General features: G+C 68.9%; 1 protein-coding gene and 1 pseudogene. Both read right to left on the minus strand.

The features are described 5' to 3' along the window. A pseudogene (locus tag ACWFRU_RS41005) lies at nucleotides 1-516 on the minus strand (transposase); the annotation flags it as partial. 248 nt (nucleotides 517-764) lie between these two features. Further along, nucleotides 765-1,055, minus strand: coding sequence for a hypothetical protein (locus tag ACWFRU_RS41010; RefSeq protein WP_453693760.1), 291 nt, complete (start codon nucleotides 1,053-1,055; stop codon nucleotides 765-767). Nucleotides 1,056-1,196 lie beyond the last annotated feature (141 nt).

The raw sequence follows: 1,196 nt of genomic DNA on the forward strand, positions 1-1,196 counted from the left end.
AGTTGGCCTCGTACGCCTCAGCGATCAACGTCTTGAGCTCGGCGTCGCGGACGGTGCGGGCCGCGGGTGCGGCCTGGCGTTTGTGGTGGGCATAGGAGGTGGAGGGGGCGATCTTGCAGTCGTGCTCGGTGAGAACCCGGCAGATCGGCTCGACGCCGCCGAAGCGGTCCTTGTGCTCGTCGATGAACGCTACGAGCGTGTGTGTGGCCGGTCGAGCCCGGCCGCGAAGAAAGACGCCGCGGCCTTGAGGATGTCGTTGGCCCGTTTCAGCTCGGCGTTCTCCTTCTTCAGCCGCTTCAGCTCGGCCGACTCCTCGCTCGTCGTGCCCGCACGGGTCCCGGCGTCGACCTGGTCCTGCCGCACCCACTTGCGCAGCGTCTCGGTCGCGCCGATGCCCAGCTTCTGGGCGACCGCTTTCATCGCGGCCCACTCGGTGTCGTACTCCGGCCGCACCTCGGCGACCATGCGCACCGCACGACGGCGCAGCTCAAGCGGGTACTGGGAAGGACGTGCCATAACTCGATCCTCTCAAACGATCGAGTCCCTACCGAACCCGGAACGGTTCACCCGCCCGAATGCTTCCCTGTCCCGCCACACAACTGAACGAATCTGCCACCCGTCACGCACCGTCACAGATCAGCGGTTGCGAAACAGGCACTCATACGTTTTGCCCACGGCTTGACGGAGCTGGCGGAGGTAGGCGGCGAGCATGCCGACCTCCTGCACCGCGAAGCTGACCGGGCTCTCCGGACGCCCCATGGCGTTCAGCTGCTCGCGCCGTTGTTGAAGGCCGCAGCCACTATTCTGCGCAGCAGCCCTCGCTCACGGCCCCCGCCCCTGTGCCTGGTCGTGTTGGCCGCCACGACGACGGCGACACCGAGGCCGCCCACGGCACCGAGCAGGAGAAGGACCTCCCGCGCGGGCATATGCGTGAAGAGGCTGAGCACGACAGCCGCGGCGAGGAACGCCACGATGACCAGGGCCTGTGCCATGCCGAAGAACGGAGCGGCAGTGGCCGTAGCGGGAGAGGCGGTTGCCTCCTTGGTGCTTTTCACTGTGATGGGCTCCCATGGAGTGAGCCGGGGGGGGGCGGCGGGCCCCCCCCGGCGGGGCGGTGGGTACTCACACGCGGCGGCGGGCCCCGGGGGGTTGGGCCCGCACCGCGCGGGGTGAGGCCCGGGCCGGCCGGTTACACA

Source organism: Streptomyces sp. NPDC055099, assembly GCF_053607685.1.